This is a genomic window from Pseudomonas sp. KNUC1026 (assembly GCF_021650705.1).
Lineage (GTDB): Bacteria > Pseudomonadota > Gammaproteobacteria > Pseudomonadales > Pseudomonadaceae > Aquipseudomonas.
This window is the reverse complement of the sequence record NZ_CP087138.1, coordinates 558,044-580,484: the sequence shown is the minus strand read 5'-3', so window position 1 is coordinate 580,484 and position 22,441 is coordinate 558,044. Positions and strand designations below refer to the sequence as shown.

Here is a 22,441-nt window from a genome sequence, read left to right as displayed (position 1 = left end):
AGAGGCCGAGGCCTCTTTTCTCTATATTTGGAGCGGGAAACGAGACTCGAACTCGCGACCCCGACCTTGGCAAGGTCGTGCTCTACCAACTGAGCTATTCCCGCAAAATATGGCGTCCCCTAGGGGACTCGAACCCCTGTTACCGCCGTGAAAGGGCGGTGTCCTAGGCCACTAGACGAAGGGGACGTAAAGCCCCGAAACACCTGAGTGTTTCAGCCTCCGAAGGTAACAGCCAGTCGCCTTCGGGTTTTTACTCGCCCCGCTTTCGCGTGGCGTTTGTAAACTGGAGCGGGAAACGAGACTCGAACTCGCGACCCCGACCTTGGCAAGGTCGTGCTCTACCAACTGAGCTATTCCCGCAAAACATGGCGTCCCCTAGGGGACTCGAACCCCTGTTACCGCCGTGAAAGGGCGGTGTCCTAGGCCACTAGACGAAGGGGACAGGCTACAACTTTCACTACCCGTTGCGCTTCGCTGTGTGCTTTGCGCTGCAAGTGGCGCGCATTCTATGGGGGGTTTGCATAGGCGTCAACCCCCGCTTGGAAATTTATTTAAATCAATGACTTCGCCCCGCGATAAGCCTGCCTTTGCGGGGCTTGGCCTCACTAGAATTCAACGGTGCTGGAAAGTACGAATTGGCGAGCATCCCCTATCGACACAAAGTTGGTGCTGGCTGCCGAGGTGTAATAGGTTCGGTCGAAGAGATTCTTCACGTTGAACTTGAAGTTCACGTTATGCCCTTCGATGCGTGTGTCATAACTGGCAAAGGCGTCAGCCACGGTATAGGGATCAAGGTCGAAGCTATTGGCCGCATCCCCTGCCCGCTTGCCGACGTAACGCATGCCCGCGCCCAGGCGCAAGCGGTCGCCACCCAGCAGGCTGCCAACGTCGTACACTGCCGACAGCGAACCTGAGTTGCGCGCCACGTTCTGCAGCCGGTTGCCTTTGTAGTCAGGGTCCCTGGTGACTTCGGCATCGGTGAAGGCGTAGCTGCCGATCAGGCTCCAACGTTCCGTCAGCTGGCCCGCGACATCCAGCTCGAAGCCTTTGGATTGCACGCCTCCAGCCACGCTGTAGATCGTATTGCCCAATGCGTCGGCCTGCGACACCAGGACATTGCGCTTGTCTATCCGATACACCGCTGCCGTAGCGGTGATCGCCCCGGAATGTCGAGTTTGGCTCCAAGTTCCCAGCTCTTGCCCTGCTCAGGCGCGTAGGCCGAATCCAGCACAACGCCGCCGCTCAGGGCCGCGATGCTGGAGTTGGGCTTGAACGATTCGCTGTAGCTGCCATAGAACGACCACTGGTCATCGAGCTTGTACACCAGCCCCGCGCGCGGCACCCAGGTCTGCCCGTTGGTATCGGTATTGGCCTTGAAGGGAATGCCTTTGCCAGCGTATTGGTCGTAGACCTGATAGCGGCCACCAAACACAGCGATCCAGTGCTCGCTCAGGTGCAGCGAGTCCTGCATGAACAACGAATTGCTGCGCAGCTCATCGGTCTGGGCGCTGTCGGGAGCACTGACGGTAGTGCCCTGCACTTCACGGCCATACACCGGATTCACATAACTGAACGTGGCCTTGCTGCTCTGGCGAATCAACTCGGCGCGGTAGATCTTGCGGTACTCGTCATCCAGCCCGACGACCATGTCGTTCTGCAGGCCGAACAAGGTCTGGCTGCCTTCGAGGCTGAGGGTCGAGAAGCGGTCATGCGTCAGCGCACCGCGAGTGCCGTCCATGGTGCGGGTCAGGGTGCCACTGGCCGGGTTCACTTTGGTGATCCGCACCTGGCTGGCGTCGTAGGTTTCGCGGTTGTAGCTGAAGCCGAAGTGAGCCTTCCAGCCATCATTGAGGTGGTGATCGACCTGCAGCTGGTACAGGTCCGAACGCCCTTCCATATCGTTGAAAGGCTCATCGAGCCGCCGCGTGGCCGGGATGTCCAAAGGATGATGGGTGTTGGGGTTGATTGCCGTGCCGCGGTCGAAAGGCGTCAGGAATTCACGGTGCTGATAGCTGGCGACCACCTCGGTGGCATCGCCGTACCAGGCAAGTGACGGTGCTACCAGGCTTTCGCGGTGAGTGCCGAAGTTGCGCCAGTAGTCCTCATCTTCATGATCGACGATCAGCCGGTAGGCAAGCCCGCTGGCGCCCAGTGGCCCGGTGCTGTCGAGGGTGCCACCGCTGCCGTTCCTGCCGTTGCCATAGCTCGAGCCTCGGGCGGTCAGCGCGTTGTACTGCGTGAGTTGCGGGCGCTTGGCCACCAGGTTCACCACGCCCCCGGGGTCTTGGATACCATACAGCAGCGAAGCAGGGCCCTTGAGCACCTCGACGCGGTCGGTGGTGGCGTTGAGCGCGCGGCCCTGAACCAGCGGCATTCCATCTTGCATGATCGAGCCGTCGCGATTGTCGCCAAAACCGCGTTTGAGCACCGAGTCCTGCGTGCTGGCCAGTGTGTTGCCCTGAGTGATACCGCTGACGTTGTTCAAAGCGTCGTCAAGGTTGCGCGGGGCCTGGTCCTTGATGACCTGGCTGGCGACAACATTGATCGACTGCGGGATGTCTTGCACTCGTGCGGAGGAGCGCGCGATCGAACTGCTGGCCGGGGGCTGATAGCTGCTGACGCTTTCGCGCGACGAAGCGCCGTCGATCTGGGTAGCAGGCAAATTCAATACGCCCTCCTGCGGGGCCAGCTCCACCGCAAGGGTATGCCCGTCGAGGTATCGCGCAGTGAACCCGGAACCTGCCAGCAATCGGCTGAGGGCGGCTTCGGCGCTCATGCGGCCGGTAACGGCAGGCGCCTGAACCTGGGCCGGAACCTGCACGGTATAGACCACGCCCAGGCCAGTGGCTCTGCTGAACGCACTGAGCGCTTGCGGCAAAGGCTGGGCAGCGATCGAAAAGCTGTAAGCGGCTGCCTGGCTGCTGGCTGGAGGCGCTGCGTGAGGCTCAGCGGGCTCGCCCGCAAAGGCGTAACCGGCCATCAGGGCGCTGGCGCCAAGCCAGAGGCGTACCGAACGATGCGCCGGCTTGAAGGTGTGTGTCATGGTGCTCCCCAGTGTGAAATACGAATTGATCGCATGCACCAAGCAGACGGAGCAGCAGCACGGTTACCTCACATGGGAATTCGATTTTTTCGGTTCAACGCAGCAGGATCACCGGCCCGGGCAGGTGATGTTGTTCGAAGCCCAGGATTTTCTGCAATGCACCAAGCACGGCCTGAGGGTCCTTGGTGGGAAAGCTGCCGCTCAACGTACGCTGGCCCAAGGCATCCCCCAGCACGACAATGCGCCCGGGATAGTACGGCTCCAGCTCTGCGACAACCTCCGACAACGGCGCCTGGTACCAGGTCAGCCAACCCTCGCGCCAGGCCAGCTGTGCAGCGCTGTCGACCTTGGCCACCTCACCGGCATGGCCGCCCGCCCAACTGACCTGCTGATTGCCCTGCAGGACCTGCTCAGGCTCGCCGGGTGCCGCACGCACCGAAACTCGACCTGCCAACACTGTGACCCGGCCTCCCCCGCTGGTTTGCCGCACCGCGAACTCGGTCCCGAGCACGCGCACCTGGCTGGCCCCCGATTGCACGACGAAAGGTGCCCCGGTATGGGCCACCTTGAAAAACACTGCCCCTCGCCTCAATTCGACGTGGCGCTCACTCGAAGACAGGTCGACGGCAATGGCACTGCCAGCATCGAGGGTCAGTTCGGAGCCGTCTGCCAGCGTGACATTGCAGACTGGGCCAGCCGGGCACACATGGTCGGCTGCAAGGTCCTCGACCCAACGATCAGGGCGCCAACCGCCGATCAGCGCGCCCAGAGCCAGTACTACCACCGCAGCGCTGGCCCAGGTGATGCGCCTGAACGCCCTGGGCGGGGCGGGCGCGTCCATCCGCTCAAGCAATGCGTGCAAGGCACTGGCGTCGTCGGCCGCCAAGCGCCGTGCAGGTGCATCGGTGGCCTGCCACAGCGACATCGCTTCATCCCAGGCCAGTGCGTTGGCCGGATGCGCGGCATGCCAACGCTCGAATGCCGCTTGCGTGGCGGCGTCCGGCCTGCCCGCCAGCGCGGCGAGCCAATGCCGTGCCTGGCGGCTTGAGAATGATTCAACGGGGCGACGAGCAGTCATGAGCCGGCATTCCCTGGCGGGCGGGTGGAGTCGCACAAGCTGGCCTTGCACGCATCGAGCGCGCGCATCATATGTTTTTCCACCGCACTTTGGGACAGCGCCATTGCTCGGGCAATCTCGAGGTAGGTGCGGCCATGGATGCGGTTGAGCAGAAAGATGCGCCGCGTGCGCTCGGGCAAAGCGCGCAAGGCCGCTTCGATATGCCGCAAGTCGCTACCCGCCTCCAGCGCTCCCTCCGAAGACTGGCTTTCTTCGTCCAAGGCCATTCCTTGCGCAAGGCGGCTTCGTGCGCTCTCGCTACGCAGATGGTCGATGGCAAGGTTGCCTGCGCTACGAATCAGATAATGCCCCCAGGCGCCCTCAGGAGCCTTTGGCCGCCGCCATAGCCGCAGGAACAGATCCTGAATGAGATCTGCCGCCGTCTGCCGGCAACCCGTTCGCCGAGTGACGACCGCCTCCATGCGAGCGCGCTCGGCAAGGAATGCCTCCAGAAACTGCGTGCGATCCGTTGCCGGTTCGGCGGTCGAGCCATGCGCCGGATCCGGGTCGGGAGGGAGTTGTGTCATGAATGGAGGCAGGCAAGGAGTGAGCTGCGGATTCTAATGGTAAGCATTCTCAGATGTGAAGAGCCTGGCGGCTTTTCCACTGCAGGTGCCAGGCGAAAACGACGAACAGCGCTGCCGACGCTGCCAACGTACAAGGCAGGCCTTGTGGGCCCAGGCTCATGGCTGCACCGCTGGCCAATGGCCCGAGCACGCTGCCCAAGCCCCAGATCAGCCCGGCGCTGGCGTTGGCGGTCACCAGGTCCGCACCTTCGAAACGCTCCCCGATCAACACGATAGCCAAGGTGTAGACGCCTCCGGCCACCGCACCCAATACGATCAATGCCGGCCATAACCAGAGCCCGCTACCCATCAGCCAGGGCAGCCCTGCACCGATCAACAGCACCAGCAGGCCGCACGTTACGTACAGGCGGTGGCGATCACTGCGGTCGGCAAGCCAGCCCAGCGGCAACTGGCAGGCAGCATCGCCGGCCAGGATCACGCTACTGGTCAGCGCTGCCAGGGCCAGGCTGAACCCCAGCCCTGCGGCATATACCGGAAACATCGCCAGCACCACGCTATCGAAGAAGCTGAACAACAGCACACCCATGCACAACGCCGGCGCCACTTTCACGAAACCCAGCACCGAGAAGCCACGGCTCTGCTGCGCACGCAACGCCGGGGTTGCCGGCATCACCCAACCCACCAGTGCCAGGCCCAAGGCCTGGCTGGCCAGCACCAGCAGGTTGACCCAGGGCCCCTCGGCGCCCAGCCATGCCACCGACGCAGGGCCAAGCATCTGGCAGGCGGTAAAACAGGTGGCATAGAGCGCAACCAACCGTCCCCGCGCGTTGATCGGGCTCATTTCATTGACCCACGATTCGCCAAGGATGATCACTACGCCCATGCCCACGCCCATCAGTACGCGAGCGGCCGCCAGAGCCCAAGGCACTGTGGCCAGTGGCTCGATAGCCGCAACACTCGCCGAGCACACGCCTAGAGCCAGCAGGTAAAGCCCGCGCCGCGTGAAACGCCGGCACAGAGCGTCGATCATGAATGCCGAAGCCATCATGCCCACCGCTGGCATCGCTGCCAGCAGGCCGATCGACAGAGTGGACGCCTGCACCTGGTACATGCGCAACGCAACCACAGGCAGGGTCGCGCCCATGCCCAACCCCACGACCGAAACCGCAAAAATCAGTACCGCCAGCACTGCCTTGTTGCTGCCCATAACTCGACTGTCAGCCTCTGAATACGTGGCCGGCGATGATTGCACATTTACGTGGCAATGCCTTGAAGGGCAGCGGCTCAGGAAGGAACTCCTTTGACACACATTGTCATAAATTCCTATGCCAAGTGTCTGTTTCGCCCTTTCCCGGCGACCACCACGCCATACAGCCCCTCTGACCAGCTCGACGTTTTTCTCTACAGGACCTGTTCACATGCCCGATTCCAACGCTATGGCCGATGCGGCCGAGCGCGCGCAACCCAGCGCCCGACGTTTGATATTCATTACCGTGCTGGTCGCCACCATGGGCGCCCTGGCCTTCGGTTACGACACCGGCATCATCGCCGGCGCCCTGCCCTTCATGACCTTGCCAGCCGACCAGGGCGGCCTGGGCCTGAATGCTTTCACCGAAGGGCTGATCACTTCTTCGCTGATCGTCGGTGCAGCCATAGGCTCTCTGGCCAGCGGGTATATCTCCGACCGATTCGGCCGGCGCACCACCCTGCGCTCGCTGGCAGTGCTGTTCGTGCTCGGCGCATTGGGCACAGCGATAGCGCCGAACGTGAGCGTGATGACCGCAATGCGCTTCGTGCTCGGCCTGGCGGTCGGTGGCGGGTCGGCTACGGTGCCGGTGTTCATCGCGGAGATCGCCGGCCCGAAACGTCGTGGGCGCCTGGTCAGCCGTAACGAGCTGATGATCGTCACAGGCCAGTTGCTGGCGTATATGCTCAGCGCCTTGCTGGCCTGGACGCTGCAACGCAATGACATCTGGCGCTACATGCTTGCCATTGCCATGGTGCCCGGTGCCTTGCTGTTTGCGGGGACGTTTCTGGTACCCGCTTCCCCGCGCTGGCTGGCCGCGAAAGGCCGAATCGACGAAGCGGAGCAGGTGCTGGAGCAATTGCGCGACTCCCCCGAGCAAGCTCACAAGGAAGCCGTTGAACTGCGCGACCACGCTCGCGCTGCCAGGCACCATCCACCGGTGGGTGAATTGCTGCGTCAACCCTGGGTGATCAAGCTGATGCTGATCGGCGTGGGGTTGGGCTTTGTGATTCAGTTCACCGGAGTCAACGCATTCATGTACTACACCCCGATCATCCTCAAGACCACAGGCCTGGGTACTCATGCCGCCCTGACGGCAACGATCGGAAACGGTGTGGTATCGGTGATCGCCACCCTGTTGGGTATCTGGGCAATCGGCCGGGTGGGCCGCCGCCCGCTGCTGATGACCGGGCTGTGCGTAGTGATCCTGGCGCAGCTGGCATTGGGCACGGTGCTTTCGGCACTGCCCAACAGCCCCTTGCAGAGCTACCTGGCGCTGAGCTGCATCCTGGTATTTCTGCTGTTCATGCAGATGTGCATTTCACCGGTGTACTGGCTGCTGATGTCGGAACTGTTCCCCAATCAGGTGAGGGGAATGCTCACCGGCACGGCGGTGTCGATGCAATGGCTGTTCAACGCACTGGTGGCGTTCGCTTTCCCCATGGCACTGCAATGGATCGGAAACGCCACTTTCTACGTCTTCGCTGCGCTGAATCTGGGCTCACTGCTGTTCGTGGCTATTTGCTTGCCGGAAACCAAGGGCAAGAGCCTTGAGCAGATCGAGCGCTACATGAAGAAAGAACTTTGAGGCGCTAGCTGAAAGCATCCGGCAGGCGCCCCATCGGCGCTGCCGGCCTGTTGATCGTCAGAGTGCGTCGATCAGCGCCTGGTTCTGCTCCGGCGTGCCGATGCTGATGCGCAGAAACTGGCTGATGCGTTGCTGCTTGAAGTGGCGCACGATCACGCCCTTCTCCCTCACCTTGGCGGCAATCTCTGCCGCGTCACGCTCCGGATGGCGGGCGAAGATGAAGTTGGCAGCCGACGGCAGCACTTCGAAACCACGGGCGCGCAATTGCTCGCTCAAGGCTTCGCGGCTGTCGATCACCGCCTGGCGGGTCTGGTCGAACCAGGCACGGTCCTCGAAGGCCGCCGCGCCACCGGCAATGGCGATGCGGTCGACCGGGTAGGAGTTGAAGCTGTTCTTAACCCGGTCCAGCGCCTCGATCAGGTCAGGGTGCCCCACCGCAATACCCACCCGCAGCCCTGCCAGCGAGCGCGACTTGGACAAGGTCTGGGTCACCAGCAGGTTCGGGTAGCGGCCCACCAGGGCGATAGCCGATTCGCCGCCGAAGTCGATGTACGCCTCATCCACCACCACCACCGAATCGGGGCTGTTCTGTGCGATACGCTCTACGGCTTCAAGCGCCAGCAGGCAGCCGGTCGGGGCATTGGGGTTGGGGAAGATGATGCCGCCGTTGGGGCGGGCGTAGTCTTCGACGCGGATCTGGAACTGTTCGTCCAGCGCGACGAGTTCGTGATCGATGCCGTACAGGCCGCAATACACGGGGTAGAAGCTGTAGCTGATGTCCGGGAACAGCAACGGCAGGTTCTGCTGGAACAGGCCGTGAAAGATATGCGCCAGCACTTCGTCAGAACCGTTGCCCACGAACACCTGGGCAGTTGTGACGCCGTAGAAGTCGGCCACGGCACGCTTGAGGCGATCGCTGTTGGGGTCCGGGTACAGGCGCAGGTTGTCGCCCACCTCGGCGGCCATGGCGGCCAGCGCCTTGGGCGACGGGCCGTAGGGGTTCTCGTTGGTGTTGAGCTTGACCAGGTTGGTCAGCTTGGGTTGCTCGCCCGGAACGTAAGGGTCCAGGGTCTTGACGAACGGGCTCCAGAACTTGCTCATGGGTTACTCCCCCTGGTCCAGAATGCGGTACTCGGCGCTGCGGGCATGCGCGCTGAGAGATTCGCCACGGGCCAGCACCGAGGCAGTCTTGCCCAGCTCGGAGGCACCTGTGGGCGAGCAGAAGATGATCGACGAGCGCTTCTGAAAGTCGTACACCCCCAGTGGTGACGAAAACCGTGCGGTACCCGAGGTGGGCAGCACATGATTGGGCCCAGCGCAGTAGTCGCCCAGCGCCTCGCTGGTGTGGCGGCCCATGAAGATGGCACCGGCATGGCGAATGGAAGGCAGCCAGGCCTGCGGGTCGGCCACCGACAGCTCCAGGTGCTCGGGCGCGATGCGGTTGCTCACCTCGATTGCCTGCGCCATGTCGGAGACCTTGATCAGCGCGCCGCGGCCTTGCAGTGAGGTACGGATGATCTCGGCGCGCTCCATGGTGGGCAGCAGCTTGTCGATGCTGGCGGCCACTGCGTCGAGGAAGGCTCCATCAGGGCTGACCAGGATCGCCTGGGCGTCTTCGTCGTGCTCGGCCTGTGAGAACAGGTCCATGGCGATCCAGTCCGGGTCGGTGCCGCCGTCGCACACCACCAGGATCTCGGAGGGGCCGGCGATCATGTCGATGCCCACCTGGCCGAAAACATGGCGCTTGGCGGTGGCGACATAGATGTTGCCCGGGCCGACGACCTTGTCGACCTTGGGCACGCTCTCGGTGCCATAGGCCAGTGCGGCCACGGCCTGCGCACCACCGATGGTGAACACCCGGTCCACACCGGCGATGCAGGCGGCGGCAAGTACCAACTCGTTGAGCTCGCCACGGGGCGTGGGCACGACCATCACCACCTCGGCCACGCCGGCAACCTTGGCCGGAATGGCGTTCATCAGCACCGAAGAGGGATAGGAAGCCTTGCCGCCTGGCACGTAGAGGCCGGCGCGGTCCAGTGGAGTCACCTTTTGCCCAAGCACCGTGCCGTCGGCTTCGGTGTAGCTCCAGGAGTCCTGCTTCTGCTGCTCGTGATAGGCGCGCACGCGCTCGGCAGCGGTCTGCAGTGCCTGGCGCTGCGTAGGTGTGATGCGCTCAAGAGCTTGCTCCAGGCGTTCACGCGGCAGGATAAGGTCGGCCATGGTAGTGGCCTGCACCGCATCGAAACGCTGGGTGAATTCCACCAAGGCTGCGTCACCGCGCTCGCGCACAGCCTTGATGATGTCCAGCACGCGCTGGTTGACCGCATCGTCCGACACACTTTCCCAGCTCAGCAGATGGTCCAGATGTCGGGCGAAATCCGGATCAAGGGCATCGAGTCGGCGTATGGCGGTTGCAGCGGTCATGGCAAGCCTCTGTTTTGGCGGTTACACGGGGGTCTTAATCTATCAGCACTGTGCGCCGGTGGCGGGGAATTTCCGCCAATGGCGCTAATAGCGTGCAACGCGCGGCGGGCGCCGCACGCTGGGAAGGGTCAGCCGCGGTGTCGCGACTCTACAGCCTGGCGCAGGGTGTCGATCAGCGCCTGGATACGGGCGTGCTGCATCTTCATCGAGGCCTTGTTCACGATCAGCCGCGAGCTGATGTGGGCGATCAGGTCCTGCGGTTCCAGGCCATTGGCGCGCAGGGTATTGCCGGTGTCGACCACGTCGATGATCTTGTCTGCCAGGCCCACCAGCGGCGCCAGCTCCATGGAGCCGTACAGCTTGATGATGTCGACCTGCCGACCCTGCTCGGCGTAATAACGCTTGGCGACATTCACGAACTTGGTGGCGATGCGCAACCGGCCCTTGGGCGCGGGGGCCCCACGGCACCGGCAGTCATGAGCTTGCAGCAGGCGATGCGAAGGTCCAGCGGCTCATAGATACCCTGGCCGCCGAACTCCATCAGTACATCCTTGCCCGCTACACCCAGGTCGGCAGCACCCTGCTCCACGTAGGTAGGCACGTCGGTAGCGCGCACGATCAACAGGCGAACGCCTTCATCGCTGGTGGGGATGATCAGCTTGCGGCTCTTGTCCGGGTTCTCGGTGGGCACGATGCCCGCTTCGGCCAACAGCGGCAGGGTGTCGTCGAGGATGCGGCCCTTGGACAACGCAATGGTCAGCATGGGAGGGGGAATCCCTGATCGATCGGCCGGGCCAACAGGCCCGGCCAGGCTTCTACTAGCCCGGAACGCGACGGATCTTCGCGCCCAGCATTTGCAGTTTTTCCTCGATGCACTCGTAGCCACGGTCGATGTGGTAGATGCGATCGATCAGGGTTTCGCCCTCGGCCACCAGCGCAGCCAGCACCAGGCTCGCCGAAGCGCGCAGGTCAGTGGCCATGACGGGCGCGCCCTTGAGCTGCGAAACGCCCGTGACGATGGCGGTATTACCTTCGACCAGGATGCTCGCACCCATGCGCAGCAGCTCGTAGACGTGCATGAAGCGGTTCTCGAACACGGTCTCGATGACCGCGCCGGTGCCTTCGGCCACGGTGTTCAGAGAGATGAACTGAGCCTGCATGTCGGTGGGGAACGCAGGGTAAGGTGCAGTGCGCAGGTTCACAGCGCGGGCACGCTTGCCCTTCATGTCCAGCTCGATCCAGTTTTCGCCGGTGGTGATGTGCGCGCCCGCTTCCTTGAGCTTCTCCAGCACCGCTTCGAGGATGGTCGGGTCGGTGTCCTTGAGCTTGACGCGGCCACCGGTAATGGCAGCAGCCACCAGATAGGTGCCGGTCTCGATGCGGTCGGGCATCACCTTGAAGTTGGCCGAGTGCAAGCGCTCGACGCCATCGATGGTGATGGTGTCGGTGCCGGCGCCCTGGATGTTGGCACCCATGGCGATCAGGAAGTTGGCGAGGTCGACCACCTCGGGCTCGCGCGCAGCGTTCTGCAGCACAGTGCGGCCCTTGGCGAGGGCTGCAGCCATCATGATGTTCTCGGTGCCGGTCACGCTCACCACGTCGAAGAGGAAGTGCGCGCCACGCAGGCCGCCTTCGGGGGCCTTGGCCTTGATGTAGCCGCCTTCGACGTCGATCTTGGCGCCCATGGCCTCCAGGCCACGGATGTGCAGGTCGACCGGGCGCGAGCCGATGGCGCAGCCACCGGGCAGCGCGACTTCGGCCTCGCCAAAGCGCGCGACCATCGGGCCGAGCACCAGAATCGAGGCGCGCATGGTCTTGACCAACTCATAGGGAGCGACAAGGGTCTTGATTGCGCGTGGGTCGATTTCGACGGCCAGCTTTTCATTGATGACCGGCTCGATCCCCATGCGCCCGAACAGCTCGATCATCGTGGTGATGTCGTGCAGGTGCGGCAGGTTGGAGACCGTGACCGGGCCATCAGCCAGCAGGGTGGCTGCCAGGATCGGCAAGGCGGAGTTCTTGGCTCCGGAGATGCGGATTTCGCCGTCGAGGCGAGCGCCGCCGGTAATAATCAGTTTGTCCATAGCACTCTCGTGGCGTAAGGGCTCAGGCGCGCTCTGCCCAGGCGGCGCGGCTGAAGAATTTCATGGTTACGGCATGGATGCTGCCGTCGGCGATCCAGGGGTTCAGGTGGCTGTACACCTGCTGCTGACGCTTGACCGGGCTCAACGCGGCCAGCTCATCGCTGATCAGGTTCAACTGGAAGTTGCAGCCTTCACCTTCGACTTCAACCTGGACCTGGTCGAGCTTCTCTTCGAGAAAGCTCTTCACTTCTGTGGCCTGCATGCTCAACCTCTATCGGCGCCCTGTGCGCACGGGCCGGCCATCATACAAAAAAAGCCGGCCGCCTGCGAACACTGTACGCGGGCGGCCAGCCAGGCGGCTGCCTACTCGGCTTCGAGCAGTTCCAGCACACCGCAGACTTCGGCGATCTGGCAGATATCACGCGGCATGGCCCGCACTTTCAGGGTTTTGCCGCAAGCCTTGGCGTCACGGGCAAAGGCAAGCAGCAGGGAGATCCCGACGCTGCTGGCCTTCGCTACACCGGAGCAGTCGGCAATGACCACAAAGCCGCTGCCGGCATTGACGAGCTTGCCGCCCTGCTCGCGCAAGGCTTTGCCAGCTCGGTAGTCCAGCTCCCCGAACAACGCCAGGCCATCGGCGGTAGCCTCGACTCGAGCCGGGTTCACTGCGCACCCTGAGCGCCGGTAGCGCCGTCGGTTGCCTGCTTGGCTTTGGCGACTTCGCCTGCCCAGCCATCGATGGTCTTGTCCAGGTTATTGCCATTGCGCTGCATGGCATCGGCGAACTGGTCACGGAACAGCTTGCCGATGTTGATGCCGTTGACGATCACGTTGCGCACCTTCCACTCGCCATTCACCTTTTCAAGGGTGTAGGAAACCGGATAGACCGCGCCATTGTTGCCCTTGACCTGCATGCCAACGCTGGCGCGGTCGCCGCTCTCGTCACGGGGTGGGTCGACGGTGATGCCCTGGTTGGTGTATTCCAGCAACGCATTGCCATAGAACTGCATCAGGCTGCGCTTGAAGTTCTCCTGGAAGCGAGTCATCTGGTCAGGCGTGGCCTTGCGCGAGTACTTGATGGTCATGATGCTGCGAGAAATGCCATCGGCATCCACGACCGGGCCGACGATGCGGTTCAACGCATCGTAGAAGGCATTGGGATTGCTGCGGTATTGCTCACGGTGTGCGTTGAGATCGCTGAGCAGTTCGCTGGTGGTGCCCTGAACCACATCGTGGGCAGAGCCCCCTGCCGCAGCACTGGCAGGTGCGGCAAGCACCAGCATCGGCAACGCTGCCAGTAGCGCCAGGCATGCGTTTCGCAGGGTCGACATCATGTGACTCACTCCTTTATTTGGCATCTTTGCTCACGGTATTGAGCAGGAACTTGCCGATCAGGTCTTCCAGCACCAGGGCAGACTGGGTGTCGTGGATGGTCCCGCCATCCTTGAGCACGTTGGTATCGCCACCCACGCTCAGGCCGATGTACTTCTCGCCCAGCAGCCCGGCGGTAAGGATCGATGCAGTCGAATCGGTAGGCAGGTTGTTCACGTGCTTGTCGACTTCCAGCGTCACGCGCCCGGTGAAGGTGTCGCGGTCCAGATCGATCGCCGTGACCTTGCCGACGGTCACGCCGGCCATGGTCACCTTCGCTCTGACAGTCAAACCGGCGATATTGTCGAAGTAGGCGTAAAGTTTGTAAGTGTCGTGCGCCGAAGTAGGGGTAAGGCCGCTGACTCGCAAGGCCAGCAACACGATCGCCAGGATCCCGGCCAGTACGAAAAGGCCGACACCGACTTCCAGGGTGCGGTTCTGCATCAGAAATCTCCAAACATCAAAGCGGTCAGAATGAAATCAAGCCCCAGTACCGCCAATGAGGCGTAGACCACGGTCCGGGTGGTGGCACGGCTGATCCCCTCCGAGGTGGGTTCGCAGTCATAGCCCTGGAACACGGCGATCCAGGTGACCACGAAGGCAAACACCACACTTTTGATCAGCCCGTTGAGCACGTCGTCGGTGAAGCTGACGCTGTTCTGCATGTTGGACCAGAACGAGCCCTGATATACGCCCAGCCAGTCGACTGCGACCCACGAGCCACCCCAGATCCCCACCACGGCGAAGATCAGAGACAGCAATGGCAACGAAATGAAACCGGCCCACAGGCGTGGCGCAGCGATGTACTTGAGAGGGTCGACACCGATCATCTCGAGGCTCGACAACTGCTCGGTGGACTTCATGTTGCCGATCTCGGCGGTGAGCGCCGAACCCGCACGGCCCGCGAACAGCAACGCGGTGACCACTGGCCCCAGCTCGCGCAGCAGCGTCAGCGCGACCATTTGCCCCACTGCCTGCTCCGAGCCATAGCGCGCCAGGATACTGAAGCCCTGCAGCGCGAGCACCCCGCCGATGAATACACCTGATACCACGATGATGGGCAACGACAGCACGCCCACCGAATACAGCTGTTTGACCAGCAACTGGAAGCGCCCGGAGGTGCCACCGCGCCCGAACAGCACACTCACCAGGAACAGGCTGGAACGGCCCAGGACACCAACGACGTCGATGGCCGAGCGCCCCATCAGGCGAATCCGCCCGATCAATGTTGTGCGGCGCATCAGCGTTTCCCCAGAAAATCAGTGGCCAACGGTGGCGCAGAATAATGGAAGGGTACCGGCCCGTCGGGCTGGCCTGTCATGAATTGGCGGATGCGCGGGTTATCCGACGCCTTCAGTTCGGCCGGAGTGCCCTGCCCCAGCACCTGCCCGTCGCCTACCACATACAGATAGTCGGCGATGCTGGAGGTTTCAGCCAGGTCATGGGAAACGACGATACTGGTGATCCCCAGCGCGTCGTTGAGCAGACGGATCAAGCGCACCAGCACGCCCATCGCGATAGGATCCTGGCCGACGAACGGTTCGTCGTACATGAGGATCTGCGGATCCATCGCGATGGCCCTGGCGAGCGCGACGCGGCGCTTCATGCCCCCGGAAAGCTCATCGGGCATCAGCTCGGTCGCACCGCGCAGCCCTACGGCCTGAAGCTTCATGAGCACCAGGTCACGGATCATCTCCTCGGGCAGGTCGGTATGCACCCGGAGCGGGAAGGCAACGTTCTCGAAGACATCGAGGTCGGTGAACAGCGCGCCGCTCTGGAACAGCACGCCCATATGCTTGCGCGCGTCGAACAGGTCGCTGCGCGACAGTGACGGAAGATTCTGCCCGTTGACCCACACCTCACCCGCATCGGGCCGCAACTGCGCGCCCATCAGCCTCAGAAGAGTGGTTTTGCCACAACCGGAAGGCCCCATGATGCCCGTGACCTTGCCGCGAGGGATGCGGATGTCGACGTTCTCGAAGATGCTGCGCGTGCCACGCTTGAAGGTCACACCCTTAAGCTCGACCGCGTAGGCGTTATCGGCTGTCATTCAAACTCCTTGCGAAGCGGCCTGGCCCTTGGGACGCCCTGAACCGCCGCTGAGGCACACGGCTCTGGCCGGCCGACAAGCGGCGAACTATATCACTGGCAACACGCATGGCCCACCTTGAGCTTTGAAACGTTTTAATACAGCGTCTGCCGACGGGCAGGCGCTGTCGTGAGAGTTTTCGAAACAGGGATGAACCGCGCGCGGCATTCCCCTATAATCCCCGCCCTTCCCTTTCTGCTACCTGAACGACATGACCTTGCCCAGTGCCCTGATCCAGTCCGCGCAGCGGACCATCCGCCTGAGAGATCGAGGCAGTCGAAGGCTTGCTGGTTCACATTGGCGACGATTTCGTGCGCGCCTGCGAGCTGATCATGGGCAGCAACGGCCGCGTCGTGGTGATGGGCATGGGCAAATCCGGGCACGTGGCCAAGAAGATCGCCGCTACCCTGGCCAGCACTGGTACGCCTTCGTTCTTCGTGCACCCGGCCGAAGCCAGCCATGGCGACATGGGCATGATCACCCGCGACGACATCGTGCTGGCGCTCTCCAACTCCGGGTCTTCGGCCGAGGTGATGGCACTGGTGCCGCTGTTCAAACGCCTGGGTATCGGGCTGATCAGCCTGACCGGCAACCCCGACTCACCGCTGGCCAAAGCCGCCGACATCAACCTCGGCTCGCGGCTCACCCAGGAGGCCTGCCCGCTGAACCTCGCACCCACTTCCTCCACCACCGTGGCGCTGGTGCTCGGTGATGCGCTCGCCGTAGCCCTGCTCGAAGCCCGGGGCTTCACCGCTGAGGATTTCGCCTTCTCCCATCCCGGTGGTGCGTTGGGCCGCCGGCTGCTGCTGAAGGTCGAAAACGTGATGCATCAAGGCGAAGCGCTGCCGCGTGTAGCACGTGGCGCCAGCCTGCGCGAAGCGCTGATGGAAATGTCCGGCAAGGGCCTGGGGATGACCGTGGTGCTGGAAGCCGATGGCCGCCTGGCAGGTGTTTTCACCGACGGCGACCTGCGCCGCGCCCTTGATCGCGCGGTGGATGTACGTGATGCACGGATCGACGATGTCATGACCCGCCACGGCAAGACCGCACGGCCCGAGATGCTGGCCGCCCAGGCGCTCAAGATCATGGAAGACCACAAGATCAGCGCGCTGGTTGTGGTCGACGACCACGACCGCCCAGTTGGGGCGCTGAACATGCACGATCTGCTGCGTGCCGGAGTGATGTAATGAACCAGGACCTGCTCGAGCGCGCACAGCGCATCGAACTCGCGGTTTTCGATGTCGATGGCGTCCTCACCGATGGCCGCCTCTACTTCCTCGAGGACGGCAGCGAGTTCAAAACCTTCAATACGCTGGATGGCCACGGCATCAAGATGCTTGGCACCGCAGTCGGCCTTGCTATCATCACTGGCCGCAAGTCCCCGGTCGTCGAACGCCGTGCGCGAAACCTCGGCATCGAGCATCTCTATCAGGGCCGCGAAGACAAACTGGCCGCGCTGGACGAACTGCTCGGTCAACTGGGCCTCGAATACGAGGATGTCGCCTATCTGGGCGATGACCTGCCAGACTTGCCGGTCATTCGACGGGTCGGCCTGGGCATGGCAGTGGCCAACGCCGCGCCATTCGTGCGTCAGCATGCCATGGCAGTTACCCAGGCGCGCGGCGGCGAAGGCGCGGCACGTGAATTCTGCGAGCTCATCCTGCGGGCACAGGGCAAGCTCGATGCCTTGCTCGACAGCTATCTATAAGGCCTGAACGATGCAGAACAAGCTCCTTCGCAATCTGGCGATCCTGATAGCACTGATCATCGTGGTCGGTGGCATCGGCTATTTGCGCATCACACCTGAGCGTTTTCTCGACAATGCACCGGCTCAGGTCGACGAAAGCGTTGTCGACTATTATGCGATCAACACCCACACTAAGCAGTTCATGGACGACGGCAGCCTGCAGTACGACCTGACTGCAGACAAGGTTGAGCACCATCAGGTCAGTGAGATTTCATACGTAACACTGCCCGAAATGCAGATCTACCGCGGCACGCCCTACCCGTGGCACGTGCGCAGCGAGCGTGCCGAGGTCAACCCCGATGGCACTCAGGTGGAGCTCATCGACAACGTCAAGCTCAACCGCACCGACCAGAAATCCCGTACCACCGTGATCAATACCAGCCGGGCGACTGTTTACCCGCGCAGGCAATATGCCGAAACCGACCAAGACGTTAGAATCGACGGTGCCAACGGCGTGACCACGGCTAAAGGAATGAAAGCGTATTTGAAAGACAGCAAGGTAGACTTGCTGTCCAACGTAAGAGGACAGTATGACGCTCGCTCTCGCTAAAACCCTCCCGGTATTGCTTGGCCTGGGCGCTGCGCTGGGGAGCGTCAATGCCCTCGCGCTGCCGACAGACCGCGATCAGCCGATCCATATCCAGGCCGACACCTCCCAGCTCGACGACAAGCAAGGTGTGGCTGTGTATGTGGGCGACGTGATCATCACTCAAGGGTCGATGAAGATCACCGGTAACAAGGTTACGGTCACCCGCGACGACAACGGTGATGTGAAAACCTTCACATCGGTGGGCAACCTTGCCTATTACGAGCAGAAGCCTGCAGTGGACAAACCTGTCGTGCAGGCCTGGGCCGTGACTATCGACTACCTGGCCAACCAGGACAGGATCATCCTCACCGACCGCGCCAAAGTGGTGAACGACGGCAACGTTTCCACCGGCGAGAAGATCGTCTACGACACCGTACGCCAGGTCGCCAACGCCGGCCGCGCAAACGGTTCGAAGGTCACCGCTCCGCAGCCGCGGATCGACATGGTGATCCAGCCGAAGAAAAAAACCGAACCCGCGCAGCAACAGAAGGGGAAATAATGGCAACCCTCAAGGCACAGCACCTTGCCAAGAGCTACAAGGGCCGCCAGGTCGTGCGCGACGTCAGCCTGTCGATCGACAGCGGCCAGATCGTCGGTTTGCTCGGGCCCAACGGCGCGGGCAAGACCACCTGCTTCTACATGATCGTCGGGCTGGTACAGGCCGAGCAGGGCCGCGTACTGATCGACGACCTCGACGTGAGCCACCAGCCCATGCACGGCCGTGCGCGTGCCGGTATTGGCTACTTGCCCCAGGAGGCTTCGATATTTCGCAAGCTTTCGGTGGCCAACAACATCATGGCGATCCTGGAAACCCGCAAGGATCTCGATGCTGCAGGCCGCAGCGCCGAGCTCGAGAACCTGCTGCAGGAATTCCATATCACCCACATCCGCGACAACCTGGGGATGAGCCTCTCCGGTGGCGAACGCCGTCGTGTGGAAATCGCCCGCGCCCTGGCCACCTCGCCCAAGTTCATCCTGCTCGACGAACCCTTTGCAGGGGTCGACCCGATCTCGGTCGGTGATATCAAGCAGATCATCCATCACCTCAAGGCCAAGGGGATCGGTGTATTGATCACCGACCACAACGTACGCGAGACGCTGGATATCTGTGAAATCGCCTACATCGTGAACGACGGGCAGCTGATTGCCGAGGGTGACGCCGAGACCATCCTGGCCAACCAGTTGGTCAAGGAAGTGTACCTCGGTCACGAGTTCCGCCTCTGACAGCCAGCCAAACTAAACACTATGCAAAGCCAGTTTTTTCAGGCATATAACTTGCTTAAAGCTGGCCCCGGTGAGGCCGCCAGCAGGTAGTGGACGGCGCACCGCGCCGGCAGAACAAGGTGTCTAGCTTCCGCCATGAAACCAACGCTCGTCCTGAAAATGCGGCCAGCAACTGACGATGACACCGCAGTTGCAACAGGCCATTCGCCTCCTCCAGCTCTCCACCCTGGACCTCCAACAGGAAATCCAGGAGGCACTGGATTCCAATCCCATGCTCGAACGCCAGGAAGACGGCGAGGATTTCGACACCAGCGACCCCATGGCTGACAACGCCGAGCTCAAGAGCAGCAGCGAAGCGCAGGACACCAGTTTTCAGGACACCGGTTTCGAAGCCAGCGTCCCGGCAAGCGACAACGCTGAGGGTGGCGAGGAAGGCGATTGGAGTGATCGCATTCCCAACGAGTTGCCGGTGGATACCGCCTGGGAAGACGTCTACCAGACCAGCGCCAGCAGCCTGCCCAGCAATGACGATGACGAGTGGGACTTCACCACTCGCACTTCGGCCGGCGAGAGCCTGCAGAGCCACCTGCTCTGGCAGCTCAACCTGGTGCCCATGTCCGACGATGACCGGCTGATTGCCGTGACCTTGATCGACAGTATCAACGACCAGGGCTACCTCGAAGCGACCCTCGAAGAGATCTGCGATGGCTTCGACCCGGAGCTTGATATCGAGCTCGACGAGATCGAGGCGGTGTTGCACCGCATCCAGCAGTTCGAGCCAGCGGGCGTAGCTGCCCGCAGTCTGAGCGAATGCCTTGCCTTGCAACTTCGCCAGCTTCCGCCCAGACACCCTGGCTGAGCGAAGCGCTACGCCTGGTAACCGACTACATCGACTTGCTGGGCAGCCGCGACTACAGCCAGTTGCTGCGGCGCATGAAGCTCAAGGAAGACGACCTGCGGCAGATCATCGAGCTTGTACAAAGCCTCAATCCGCGGCCTGGTTCGCAGATCGAGGCCAGCGAGCCCGAGTACGTGGTGCCGGACGTGATCGTGCGCAAGGACAGTGATCGCTGGCTGGTCGAGCTCAACCAGGAAGCGATGCCGCGCCTGCGCGTGAACCCGCAGTACGCAGGGTTCGTGCGCCGTGCCGACACCAGCGCCGACAACACCTTCATGCGTAACCAGCTTCAGGAAGCGCGCTGGTTCATAAAGAGCCTTCAAAGCCGCAACGAGACGCTGATGAAAGTGGCGACACAGATCGTCGAGCATCAGCGGGGCTTCCTCGACTACGGTGACGAAGCCATGAAGCCTCTGGTGCTGCATGACATCGCCGAGGCGGTCGGCATGCACGAGTCGACCATCTCCCGGGTCACCACTCAGAAGTTCATGCATACACCGCGCGGGATTTACGAGCTGAAGTACTTTTTCTCCAGCCACGTGAGCACTTCCGAGGGAGGCGAATGCTCGTCCACCGCTATTCGCGCGATCATCAAGAAACTCGTAGCGGCTGAAAACCAGAAAAAGCCATTGAGCGACAGCAAGATCGCTGGTTTACTGGAGGCACAAGGCATTCAGGTAGCTCGCCGCACTGTCGCCAAGTACCGTGAATCCCTCGGGATTGCGCCTTCCAGCGAACGCAAGCGGCTGATGTAACGCACCGATGCCCAGGCGCTGGCCAGCGCCTACCCTGTTCCAGGAGGCGGTTTTTTCCGCCTCTTTATGCACTGGCAATAAGGAGAAGCGGTATGCAAGTCAACATCAGTGGGCACCAACTGGATGTGACCGAGGCCATGCGTAGCTACATCAACGAGAAGCTCGCCAAGCTGGAGCGGCACTTCGACAAGATCACCAATGTGCAGGTGATCATGGAAGTCGAGAAACTGAAGCAAAAAATCGAAGCCACCCTGCGTGTGCCTGGCGGTGAAGTAGTCGCCAACGCAGAACACGACGACATGTACGCCGCTATCGACCTGCTCACCGACAAGCTCGACAGGCAGTTACTCAAACATAAGGAAAAACAGCAAAGCCTGCTCCAGGGCGCGGCTGCTCGCTGACCACCCTCCCCCATGATCCGAATCGAACAGATCCTGACCCCCGGCCGTTCCCAGGTGAACGTGCCGGGAGGCAGCAAGAAACGTGTCCTCGAACAGATTGCCCAACTGGTGGCACCCGACCTCGTCGGGCTCGACCAGCAGCAGATCTTCGAAGCCCTGATCGCCCGTGAACGCCTGGGTTCCACCGGTTTCGGCAACGGCATCGCCATTCCTCACTGCCGCCTGGCTGGATGCTCCCAGCCCATAAGCGCCTTGATCCACCTCGATCATGCGGTCGATTTCGACGCGATAGACGGCGCTCCGGTCGATTTGCTGTTCGTGTTGCTGGTGCCTCAAGAGGCGACCGACGAGCACCTCGAACTGCTGCGCCAGATCGCAAGCATGCTGGACCGCAAGGAGCTTCGCGATTCCCTGCGCGCTGCTACCGACAGTCAGGCGCTGTATCAGGTCGTGGTCCACGCCCAGCAGGGCCACTAGCATGCGCCTGATTATCGTCAGCGGCCGCTCGGGCTCAGGCAAGAGCACCGCGCTGGATGTGCTGGAAGATAACGGTTTCTACTGTATCGACAACCTGCCGGCAGGCTTGCTTCCAGAGCTTGCCGAGCGCGCCCTGATCCATACCGAGCTCGCCCAGCCACTGGTTGCGGTGAGCATCGACGCGCGCAACCTGCCCAGCCACCTGAGCCGCTTCCCGGAGTTGCTCGAAGAAGTGCGGGCGCGGCACATTCAGTGCGACGTGCTTTACCTTGACGCTGACGAAGACACTCTGCTCAAGCGCTTTCCGAAACTCGCCGGCGGCATCCCCTGAGCAATGCAGAGCGGTCCCTGGCCGAGGCCATCCAGGTCGAAAGCGACATCCTCGGGCCGATAGCGGACCTCGCCGACCTCAAGATCGACACCACTGCGCTGAACCTGTACCAGTTGCGTGACATGATCAAACTTCGCCTGCTCAACCGCCCGGATGCAGGCACGGCCTTCCTGATCGAATCCTTCGGCTTCAAGCGCGGGGTGCCAGTCGATGCCGACGTCGTATTCGACGTCCGCTGCCTGCCCAACCCCTACTGGAAGCCAGAGCTACGCAATCATTCCGGGCTCGAAGCGCCCGTGATCGAATACCTGGCCGCAGCGCCAGACGTCGAAGAGATGTACCAGGATATTCACAGTTACCTGCTCAAATGGCTGCCGCGCTTTGCCGCAAGCAACCGGGCCTACGTCACTGTGGCCATTGGCTGCACCGGCGGGCACCATCGTTCGGTGTACCTCACTGAACGGCTCGGCGCCCAATTGCAAAATACCCTCAAGAATGTCCAGGTTCGCCACCGCGACCTCAGCTGAAAG

General features: G+C 62.2%; 19 protein-coding genes, 4 tRNA genes and 5 pseudogenes. 10 read left to right on the top strand and 18 right to left on the bottom strand.

What is annotated here, in order from left to right; all coding sequences use genetic code 11:
• Positions 1–28: 28 nt before the first annotated feature.
• From LN139_RS02345 to LN139_RS02310, 8 genes and pseudogenes are all read right to left on the bottom strand, one after another.
• A tRNA-Gly gene (locus tag LN139_RS02345) sits at positions 29–104 on the bottom strand.
• Positions 105–110: 6 nt separating this feature from the next.
• Positions 111–186, bottom strand: a tRNA-Glu gene (locus tag LN139_RS02340).
• A gap of 98 nt (positions 187–284) precedes the next feature.
• Positions 285–360 (bottom strand) — tRNA-Gly (locus LN139_RS02335).
• A 6-nt stretch (positions 361–366) separates the two neighbouring features.
• Positions 367–442 (bottom strand) — tRNA-Glu (locus LN139_RS02330).
• A 163-nt stretch (positions 443–605) separates the two neighbouring features.
• A pseudogene (locus LN139_RS02325) lies at positions 606–2,980 on the bottom strand (TonB-dependent siderophore receptor).
• Between the two features lie 157 nt (positions 2,981–3,137).
• On the bottom strand, positions 3,138–4,121 hold the full coding sequence (locus LN139_RS02320; RefSeq protein ID WP_236358401.1) for a FecR family protein: 984 nt from the start codon (positions 4,119–4,121) through the stop codon (positions 3,138–3,140).
• Positions 4,118–4,687 carry an RNA polymerase sigma factor gene (locus LN139_RS02315; protein WP_236358399.1) on the bottom strand — a complete coding sequence of 190 codons (570 nt, stop codon included), beginning with the start codon at positions 4,685–4,687 and terminating at the stop codon, positions 4,118–4,120. Before LN139_RS02315 ends, LN139_RS02320 begins: the two co-directional genes overlap by 4 nt.
• A 49-nt stretch (positions 4,688–4,736) precedes the next feature.
• On the bottom strand, positions 4,737–5,894 hold the full coding sequence (locus LN139_RS02310; protein WP_236358397.1) for an MFS transporter: 1,158 nt from the start codon (positions 5,892–5,894) through the stop codon (positions 4,737–4,739).
• Between the two features lie 211 nt (positions 5,895–6,105).
• Here LN139_RS02310 and LN139_RS02305 point away from each other — a divergent pair, with 211 nt between their 5' ends.
• Complete coding sequence (locus LN139_RS02305) at positions 6,106–7,521, top strand: sugar porter family MFS transporter (RefSeq protein ID WP_236358395.1); 1,416 nt, start codon at positions 6,106–6,108, stop codon at positions 7,519–7,521.
• A 57-nt stretch (positions 7,522–7,578) separates the two neighbouring features.
• On the opposite strand, the gene hisC is transcribed toward LN139_RS02305, so the two are convergent.
• The 10 genes and pseudogenes from hisC to LN139_RS02255 all read right to left on the bottom strand — a co-directional run bounded on the left by hisC (position 7,579) and on the right by LN139_RS02255 (position 15,450).
• Complete coding sequence (gene hisC / locus LN139_RS02300; protein WP_236358393.1) at positions 7,579–8,622, bottom strand: histidinol-phosphate transaminase; 1,044 nt, start codon at positions 8,620–8,622, stop codon at positions 7,579–7,581.
• Positions 8,623–8,625: 3 nt separating this feature from the next.
• Entirely contained in the window at positions 8,626–9,945 is a 1,320-nt protein-coding gene (hisD, locus tag LN139_RS02295; RefSeq protein WP_236358391.1) for a histidinol dehydrogenase, read from the bottom strand.
• Positions 9,946–10,073: 128 nt separating this feature from the next.
• Positions 10,074–10,708: pseudogene (gene hisG / locus LN139_RS02290) on the bottom strand (ATP phosphoribosyltransferase).
• Between the two features lie 55 nt (positions 10,709–10,763).
• A complete protein-coding gene (gene murA, locus LN139_RS02285; RefSeq protein WP_236358389.1) occupies positions 10,764–12,029 on the bottom strand; it encodes a UDP-N-acetylglucosamine 1-carboxyvinyltransferase in 1,266 nt (421 codons plus the stop codon).
• A gap of 22 nt (positions 12,030–12,051) precedes the next feature.
• Positions 12,052–12,291: a BolA family protein gene (locus tag LN139_RS02280; RefSeq protein ID WP_097086129.1), complete on the bottom strand. Its 240-nt coding sequence runs from the start codon at positions 12,289–12,291 to the stop codon at positions 12,052–12,054.
• Between the two features lie 101 nt (positions 12,292–12,392).
• The gene (locus LN139_RS02275; RefSeq protein ID WP_236358387.1) at positions 12,393–12,695 is read right to left on the bottom strand and encodes an STAS domain-containing protein; all 303 of its coding nucleotides are present in this window, start codon (positions 12,693–12,695) and stop codon (positions 12,393–12,395) included.
• Positions 12,692–13,363 carry an MlaC/ttg2D family ABC transporter substrate-binding protein gene (locus LN139_RS02270; RefSeq protein ID WP_236358385.1) on the bottom strand — a complete coding sequence of 224 codons (672 nt, stop codon included), beginning with the start codon at positions 13,361–13,363 and terminating at the stop codon, positions 12,692–12,694. Before LN139_RS02270 ends, LN139_RS02275 begins: the two co-directional genes overlap by 4 nt.
• Before the next feature lie 13 nt (positions 13,364–13,376).
• Positions 13,377–13,844, bottom strand: coding sequence for an outer membrane lipid asymmetry maintenance protein MlaD (gene mlaD / locus LN139_RS02265; protein WP_236358383.1), 468 nt, complete (start codon positions 13,842–13,844; stop codon positions 13,377–13,379).
• Positions 13,844–14,641: a lipid asymmetry maintenance ABC transporter permease subunit MlaE gene (gene mlaE, locus LN139_RS02260; protein ID WP_236358381.1), complete on the bottom strand. Its 798-nt coding sequence runs from the start codon at positions 14,639–14,641 to the stop codon at positions 13,844–13,846. The genes mlaD and mlaE overlap by 1 nt, the downstream gene beginning before the upstream one ends.
• Complete coding sequence (locus LN139_RS02255; RefSeq protein ID WP_236358379.1) at positions 14,641–15,450, bottom strand: ATP-binding cassette domain-containing protein; 810 nt, start codon at positions 15,448–15,450, stop codon at positions 14,641–14,643. The genes mlaE and LN139_RS02255 overlap by 1 nt, the downstream gene beginning before the upstream one ends.
• Positions 15,451–15,700: 250 nt before the next feature.
• On the opposite strand from LN139_RS02255, the pseudogene LN139_RS02250 reads away from it, so the two are divergent.
• From LN139_RS02250 to rapZ, 9 genes and pseudogenes are all read left to right on the top strand, one after another.
• Positions 15,701–16,676: pseudogene (locus LN139_RS02250) on the top strand (KpsF/GutQ family sugar-phosphate isomerase).
• Complete coding sequence (locus LN139_RS02245; RefSeq protein WP_236358377.1) at positions 16,676–17,197, top strand: KdsC family phosphatase; 522 nt, start codon at positions 16,676–16,678, stop codon at positions 17,195–17,197. Before LN139_RS02250 ends, LN139_RS02245 begins: the two are co-directional and overlap by 1 nt.
• A 10-nt stretch (positions 17,198–17,207) precedes the next feature.
• A complete protein-coding gene (gene lptC / locus LN139_RS02240) occupies positions 17,208–17,786 on the top strand; it encodes an LPS export ABC transporter periplasmic protein LptC (protein WP_236358375.1) in 579 nt (192 codons plus the stop codon).
• Positions 17,767–18,324, top strand: coding sequence for a lipopolysaccharide transport periplasmic protein LptA (gene lptA, locus LN139_RS02235; protein ID WP_236358373.1), 558 nt, complete (start codon positions 17,767–17,769; stop codon positions 18,322–18,324). Before lptC ends, lptA begins: the two co-directional genes overlap by 20 nt.
• Positions 18,324–19,049, top strand: coding sequence for an LPS export ABC transporter ATP-binding protein (gene lptB, locus LN139_RS02230; RefSeq protein ID WP_236358371.1), 726 nt, complete (start codon positions 18,324–18,326; stop codon positions 19,047–19,049). The genes lptA and lptB overlap by 1 nt, the downstream gene beginning before the upstream one ends.
• A 135-nt stretch (positions 19,050–19,184) precedes the next feature.
• Positions 19,185–20,702: pseudogene (locus LN139_RS02225) on the top strand (RNA polymerase factor sigma-54).
• A 92-nt stretch (positions 20,703–20,794) separates the two neighbouring features.
• A complete protein-coding gene (gene hpf, locus LN139_RS02220; protein ID WP_236358369.1) occupies positions 20,795–21,103 on the top strand; it encodes a ribosome hibernation-promoting factor, HPF/YfiA family in 309 nt (102 codons plus the stop codon).
• A gap of 12 nt (positions 21,104–21,115) precedes the next feature.
• Positions 21,116–21,580, top strand: a complete 465-nt coding sequence (gene ptsN / locus LN139_RS02215; RefSeq protein ID WP_236358367.1) for a PTS IIA-like nitrogen regulatory protein PtsN — start codon at positions 21,116–21,118, stop codon at positions 21,578–21,580.
• Position 21,581: 1 nt separating this feature from the next.
• Positions 21,582–22,438: pseudogene (rapZ, locus tag LN139_RS02210) on the top strand (RNase adapter RapZ).
• Positions 22,439–22,441 lie beyond the last annotated feature (3 nt).

Coding starts and splice junctions, on each gene's coding strand:
- LN139_RS02245 (WP_236358377.1), top strand. CDS start 16,676: ATGAACCAGGACCTGCTCGAGCGCGCACAGCGCATCGAACTCGCGGTT.
- lptC (WP_236358375.1), top strand. CDS start 17,208: ATGCAGAACAAGCTCCTTCGCAATCTGGCGATCCTGATAGCACTGATC.
- hisC (WP_236358393.1), bottom strand. CDS start 8,622: ATGAGCAAGTTCTGGAGCCCGTTCGTCAAGACCCTGGACCCTTACGTT.
- LN139_RS02315 (WP_236358399.1), bottom strand. CDS start 4,687: ATGACACAACTCCCTCCCGACCCGGATCCGGCGCATGGCTCGACCGCC.
- LN139_RS02310 (WP_236358397.1), bottom strand. CDS start 5,894: ATGGGCAGCAACAAGGCAGTGCTGGCGGTACTGATTTTTGCGGTTTCG.
- mlaD (WP_236358383.1), bottom strand. CDS start 13,844: ATGCAGAACCGCACCCTGGAAGTCGGTGTCGGCCTTTTCGTACTGGCC.
- mlaE (WP_236358381.1), bottom strand. CDS start 14,641: ATGCGCCGCACAACATTGATCGGGCGGATTCGCCTGATGGGGCGCTCG.
- LN139_RS02320 (WP_236358401.1), bottom strand. CDS start 4,121: ATGACTGCTCGTCGCCCCGTTGAATCATTCTCAAGCCGCCAGGCACGG.
- LN139_RS02270 (WP_236358385.1), bottom strand. CDS start 13,363: ATGATGTCGACCCTGCGAAACGCATGCCTGGCGCTACTGGCAGCGTTG.
- lptB (WP_236358371.1), top strand. CDS start 18,324: ATGGCAACCCTCAAGGCACAGCACCTTGCCAAGAGCTACAAGGGCCGC.
- LN139_RS02255 (WP_236358379.1), bottom strand. CDS start 15,450: ATGACAGCCGATAACGCCTACGCGGTCGAGCTTAAGGGTGTGACCTTC.
- ptsN (WP_236358367.1), top strand. CDS start 21,116: ATGATCCGAATCGAACAGATCCTGACCCCCGGCCGTTCCCAGGTGAAC.
- LN139_RS02280 (WP_097086129.1), bottom strand. CDS start 12,291: ATGCAGGCCACAGAAGTGAAGAGCTTTCTCGAAGAGAAGCTCGACCAG.
- lptA (WP_236358373.1), top strand. CDS start 17,767: ATGACGCTCGCTCTCGCTAAAACCCTCCCGGTATTGCTTGGCCTGGGC.
- hisD (WP_236358391.1), bottom strand. CDS start 9,945: ATGACCGCTGCAACCGCCATACGCCGACTCGATGCCCTTGATCCGGAT.
- LN139_RS02305 (WP_236358395.1), top strand. CDS start 6,106: ATGCCCGATTCCAACGCTATGGCCGATGCGGCCGAGCGCGCGCAACCC.
- murA (WP_236358389.1), bottom strand. CDS start 12,029: ATGGACAAACTGATTATTACCGGCGGCGCTCGCCTCGACGGCGAAATC.
- hpf (WP_236358369.1), top strand. CDS start 20,795: ATGCAAGTCAACATCAGTGGGCACCAACTGGATGTGACCGAGGCCATG.